Raw genomic sequence first — 5824 nt, forward strand, 5'->3', positions numbered from 1 at the left:
GCCCCGGAGGCTGCGTGCGCCGAACTCGACGCGGTCGGCGGCCAGTTCACCGCGCTGGCCCGGACCTCGCCCGACCGCATGTGTACCCGGCAGTGGGACCCGGTCGTGATCACCGCCCACGGCGTCTGGCACGGCAAGCGCGTCACGTTCTCGACCACGTACGGCAACGCCTGCGAGCTGGCCGGCAGCATGAACGACAGCGCCGTCTACTCCTTCTGAGCCCGGCCGGCCCCCGCCGGGGAATCCTGCGTCACCCGGGTGCCCGGGTGGCGCAGCGCGAAGAGGAACGCGCCGGCCAGTTCGGCCAGGGTGTCGGAGACCTCGTCGGCGGAAGCCAGGACGGAGTGCGAGCCGTCGGGGAGGACCTGAATCACGATCTCTCCCGCCTCTCTGTCATAACAATCCACGGCGAGCCTGAGAGTGTCGTGAGAGAAAGTCGGGAAGAGTTCGCGAAGCCTGGCATCGGCTCGGACCGAGAGAAGCAGGTCGCGATACGGGCGAAGGCGTTCGCTCTCCAGGACGATATTCCATTGGGTTTCGACCGGAATTCCGTCCTCGTGCCCCTGGCTGATGCGCTCGTACTCCAGGAAGGGGAAATCCCTGCTGAGATCTCGCAGTTTCTCCCCTCGACGCCAGGCGTCCATGGCCGCGGTCAGGGCCGACAGGTCGGAGGTGCTGCCGCTGGCCCAGACGAATCCGCGCCCTTCGAGCTTGAGCGAGAACGACCGCCGCCCGAGCCCGAGCAGTACGGACATCCTTCCCCGGCTCGAGTCCGCGTGGGCGGTCTTGTAGAGCCCCTTCCCGGAGGTCGCCTGCGGGTAGATCCTTCCCAGGTCCATCCCGTTCCGGCGCGACACGCACGTGATCGCCGCCGCCAGGCCGCCGTATTCGACAAGATCGGCATAGTGCTCGACGTCGAGGATCTCCGAGAGATCGACATTCTCCTCGTGTCCTGTCGCGTGCATGGATCCTCCTCCCTCTCCGTCGCGTACCCCTGCCATCCTCAGATCTCTCCCCAGATGTGGACCTTCGCGAATATGGGGTCGGTCCAATCCGGTTCGGTCAGGTCCAAGAGTCCGTCCTTATCGTAGAACTTGACCATGTCCCACGTCGTCTGGCCGTTGGCGAGAGCGCGAGCGATCCATCCCATCTCCTGCTCCGTGGCCTTGGCGCCGGAGGTCATGCCTCGGACGGCCGACCCTTCCCAGCCGCCCGTGAACCCTTCGGTGTACACGTGCAGAGTGGTCCCCGGGTCCTTGATGGCCCTGGTGACATGGGTCATCCACATGCCGTTCTGGCCGTTCGTTCCCATGTAATGCGTGAGGAACTTGTCCTCCGCCCACTTCACGACGCCGGCCTCCTGGATTCCGAGTGCCACATCGCAGTTGTGGACGAGGGCCGGGGTGGCACCCGCGAGCACGTAGTACGTGTGGAAGTCGTCGACGGTGAGGTTGTGCGTGGTGACGGCGTGCGGGTAGTTGCGGGTTGCCGTGACCGTGAGGGTGTCGCCGTTGGGCTGGCGGAGCTGCTCACCGACGTTGAGTTCGCCGGCGTCGGTCCACTGGTGGCGGGTTTCGCTCCAGTAGGGGTGGTGGTAGGTGGAGGTGATCTTCGCGGGCGGTCCGCGAGGGCTTGCCTCGTCGGTGAGGGTGAGGTCGGTGAAGTCCTTGTCGTCGGGGGTGGTGATGGTGGTGGTGACCGTCTTGGGACGGGTTTCGCCGGTCTGCGGGTCGGTGGCCATGACCACGTCGCCGTCCTTGACGTCCTCGATGGACTTCGCGGAACCGTCGGCCATCAGGACGCGTACGCCTGCGGGGAAGCTGTTGCACTTGGTCGCAGCCGAGGGGACGTCACCGCCGCCGCCGTCTACCTTCGCCGCGTCGGCTTCGTCGGCTACTGCCTTGGCTTCGGTTCCCGCGCTGTCGCTGGCGGATTCCTTGGCGGCCTTCTCCGATGCCGATTTGGCTGCCTTGGCTTCGGCGGCGCGGGCTTCCTTCAGGGCTTTCTTCGCCGTGCTGTAGGCCTCGGCGGCTTTTGCCGCTCCGCGTTCGGCTTCGTGGATGGCGTCGTAGGCCTTGTTGACTTCCTTGTAGATCTTGAAGGCCTTGATGCCGATCTTGACGGCCTTGAAGAGCTTGCCCCAGGGGACGAAGTTCAGGGCCGTGTTGATGCAGGCCATGACGTCGCCCTTGGTGAAGCAGTCACGGGCGTCGTTGTATCCGATCAGGTCGCCGACGATGTCGATGACCTCGTCGATGAGGTGGTCGCGCCTCTTCTTGGCCTCGGAGACCTTCTTCGTGGACGCCTTCAGCTCGGTGTCGTCCGGGCCGTCGCCGTCACCGTCGCCGCTGCCGCCCCCGCCGTGCTTCTTGTCGTAGTCCGGGTCGAACGTGGAGCCCAGGTCCGTGCCGTTGCTGCCCGAGCAGTACGCGACGCCGAAACAGCTCTCCAAGCCTGTCGCGTCGGACTTGTTGACAGGATCGTTCTCGGAGTAGGCGTAGGCGTTCCACTGCTGGGGGTTGCCCGCGTTGATGATCGGGTCGGGGCTGATGAAGCGGCCGGTGGTGGGGTCGTATTCTCGGGCGCCGAGAAGGGTGAAGCCGGTGGCCTTCTCCTTGGTGCCGCCGATGAAGCCCTTGTCGCCGGCCCAGGCGCCGGGGGCGGGCTGAGTGCCGCGTTCGTTGCCGAACGGGTCGGAGGCGCGGCGGATGTGGCTGAGGTCGGAGGCCTTGAACTGGACTCCGCCGGTGCCGTGGTGGTCCGCGCTCTGATAGGCGAGCGTGGAGCCGTTGAGGGTGCTGGTGGTGCGGGTGATCGACAGGCCGCCGGGTGCCACGTAGGTGCGGACGTTGGAGACCTTGCCGCTGGCGGTGTCCAGGGTGAGCTGGTCGGTGCCGAGGTTGAGGGTGGTGCTGGTGGGGTCGCGGCGGATGAGCTGGTTGCCGGCGGTGTCGTACAGGTAGCTCGTGCCGGCGCTCTCGCCGGTGCCGACGATCTTGTCGAGCTTGCCCTGTCCGTTCCAGGTCAGGGCCTTGGTGCCGGCGGTGGTGGTGATGCCGGCGGTGTTGCCGGTGGCGTCGTAGGTGTAGGAGGTGACCTTGGTGCCGGACGGGCCGGTCTCGGTCGCGGTCATCAGCGCGTGCGGGCCGCCCGTGCCGCCGCCGGTCTTCGGGTCGGAGGACGGGGTGTTGGGGCCGGTGCCGAAGGTCTGGGCGATCGTGACGTCCTTGGCGGCGTTGCCGGTGACGTCCTTCTTGACCAGCTTCTTGCGGTTGCCGAGCGCGTCGTACTCGTACTGCTGCCAGTACGGGGCCGGGCCGCCGACGCTGGGCTTGCCGGTGCCGTCGACAGCGGGACCGGCCGCGTTGGTGCAGCCGCCGATGCCGCGGACGCTGGGCTGGGGGGCCGTGGTCTGGGTACCGGTGTCGGTCCAGGCCTGGGTCAGGCGCCCGAGGTAGTCGTGCGTGAAGCACTGCAGGTCACGGCCGGTGCCGTCCTGGGTGTCACCGACCGAGGTCAGCTGACCGGCCTTGTTGTAGGTGTAGTCCAGGACATCGACGCTCGCGGTCGCGGCCGTCTGCTTGTCCAGGGTGGAACGGATCGCACGGCCGCTGCCGGCGTCGTAGTCGGTCGTGGAGACGACCTGGACGCCGGTGTCACCGACGGTGGAGCGGATCGGACGCCCGTAGGGGTCGTAGCGCATGTCCACGAGGTACGGGGTCCTGGCGAGACCGATCTTGCCACTGAGCGAGGTGGTGTTGCCCGCGACGTCCGTACCGAACGTCAGGGTTTCGACGCCCAGTCCGGCCTTGGTGATGCCGGGGAGGGCGGTGGTCTTCAGCTGCCCGTAGGCGTCGTAGGTGCTGGTCGTCTGGTAGGTGCCGGCCAGTTCCTTTTCGACGGCCGGGATGGTGATCTTGGTGCCGAGGGGGCGGTAGCCGCCGTCGTAGCCGGTGATCTCCGAGATGTAGGCGCTGCCCGTCCTGCCGCCCACGTAACGGGTGGTGCTGTCGGACTTGCCCAGGGCCTTGGTGTCGTAGGTGAACGCGCCGACCTGCTTGGCCGGGTCGATGGCCGTGCCCTCGTACGTCGCGATGGTGCGGCCGAGGAGGTCAGCCACCTGAGTGGCGCTCTTCAGGCGTGCGTCTGTGGCGGTGACGGAATTCTTGCTGTCGTCGTAGACCGTGGTCCTGATGCCCGAGTCGGGGTCGGTGGTCTTCACCACGCGGCCGAGGAGATCGTAGGTGAAGGTCCACTCGTTGCCGGCGGAGTCCTTCCGCGACAGCTCCTGACCCTGACTGTTGGACAGGTAGGTCGTCTCGTCGTATGCGCCGGTGGGCGTGTTGGCCTTGTACTGGCGCAGGATCGAGGTGGTGCCGTTGGTGATCGTCGCCGACGCGAAACCGCCGGCCGGCGGAATCGTGCGGACCTCGTCCGCTCCCGGATACTCGGTCTTGGAGCGGGACTGCTCCACACCGTAGGACTGGCTGATGCTGTCCGTGACGCGGCCGAGTCCGTCGAAGACCTGGATGGTCTGGGAGGGGATCTTGCTGTCGGGCTGGACGCCGCCGTTGGGCAGGAACAGCGCCGCGGAGGGCGCGCCCTGGTCCGTGTAGTACGAGGCGCTGGTCTTGACCTGCCAGCCGTGGGAGTCGAACAGCGCGTCCGTGATCATGCGGCCGGCCACGCCTGACGGGGGTTTGGCCTGGGTCTGGCGGACCCGGCCGAGGCCGTCGTAGATGGAGTAGCTGGACGTGTAGCTGTTGTCGTTCATGAGCGCCTGGCTCAGAACGGCGGACGGCGCGTTGGTGCCGTTCATCGTGTACGAGTACTTGCGGACCGGGAGCGCGTTGTTCGCGCGTTCCTGGCCCGGCTGCCAGATGGAGACGACCCGGCCGAGCGCGTCATAGGCGCGTTCGCCGACGTGGTTGTTCTCGTCGGTGGTCTTCAGCGGCTGTGAGCGGCCGATGTCGAGGGTGGTGGTCGACTTCCAGCCCAGCGGGTTGGTGTGCGTCACCGTGTTCGGCAGGACGCCGGTGGCGGGGGTGTATTCGGTCGTGGTGACGGCGCCGCCGGGGTGGGTGGCGTCGGTGCGGACCTTGTTGGTGTTGCTGGTGACGCGGCCGTAGGCGTCGTAGGTGGAGGTGGAGTTGAGACGGTAGACCGGCTTGCCGGCCGCGTCGTACTTCTCCAGGACCTCGGTACCCGTGCCGTTCGCCGTCGCGCCGACCTGGCCGTAGGCCAGACCGTCGAAGAGGGAACGGGTGTCGCCCACGGTGTTCGCCGCGGTCGGCGTCTGACCGCACACACCGGAGACGACCAGGGTGCGGGAGGCGAGCTCGGTGGCCGCGCCGCCCGGGCCGGTGGGGTACTCGAAGGTGGTGCACAGACGCTGGTCCGTGCGGGAGATGTCGTTGTTGTCGTCGACCTGGAGAGGACGGGTCGTGAGCGTGGTGTCGTACGTCGACGAACGCTCGGCCGTACGCCAGGTGCCGTTGGCGAGCTTCGCGCGACTGGTGACCTTCGCGGTGTTCACCGCGCGGGCCGTGATCGCGGGCATGCCGGCGGACTGGGCGCGGGTCGCGGTGACCGGGCCGATCCACGGTGTCGTGACCTCGTCCGAGACCACCGTCCCGCCGTCGCGGTCGTAGGTCTGGCTCTGGCGGACGAAGCCGGACAGGACTTCTTCGTCCTTGATGCTGCCGCCCTGGGCGTCACTCACGTTGATGCTGCGCTTGGTGCCGTTGGCGAGGACGTCGCCGTCCATGCCGCGCAGGTAGGTGGTGACGTTCTTGGTGCGGGGGGCTTCGCTCGCGTTGCCGTT

At 67.4% G+C, this 5824-nt stretch carries 3 protein-coding genes; 1 reads left to right on the forward strand and 2 read right to left on the reverse strand.

From position 1 onward, the window contains the following. The coding region (locus tag ACWF9Z_RS36355) for an SSI family serine proteinase inhibitor (protein ID WP_453609860.1) at positions 1–219 on the forward strand (219 nt) is incomplete at its 5' end. On the opposite strand, the gene ACWF9Z_RS36360 is transcribed toward ACWF9Z_RS36355, so the two are convergent. Both ACWF9Z_RS36360 and ACWF9Z_RS36365 read right to left on the reverse strand, forming a co-directional pair. Then, positions 207–965 carry a hypothetical protein gene (locus tag ACWF9Z_RS36360; protein ID WP_453609862.1) on the reverse strand — a complete coding sequence of 253 codons (759 nt, stop codon included), beginning with the start codon at positions 963–965 and terminating at the stop codon, positions 207–209. The genes ACWF9Z_RS36355 and ACWF9Z_RS36360 overlap by 13 nt on opposite strands. A 38-nt stretch (positions 966–1003) precedes the next feature. After that, a partial coding sequence (locus tag ACWF9Z_RS36365; protein WP_453609864.1) for a polymorphic toxin-type HINT domain-containing protein occupies positions 1004–5824 on the reverse strand: 4821 nt, incomplete at its 5' end.

Source organism: Streptomyces sp. NPDC054961, from assembly GCF_053609145.1.

Bases quoted from the DNA above. Each gene is read 5' to 3' on its own strand.
- ACWF9Z_RS36360 (WP_453609862.1), bottom strand. From the start codon at position 965: ATGCACGCGACAGGACACGAGGAGAATGTCGATCTCTCGGAGATCCTC.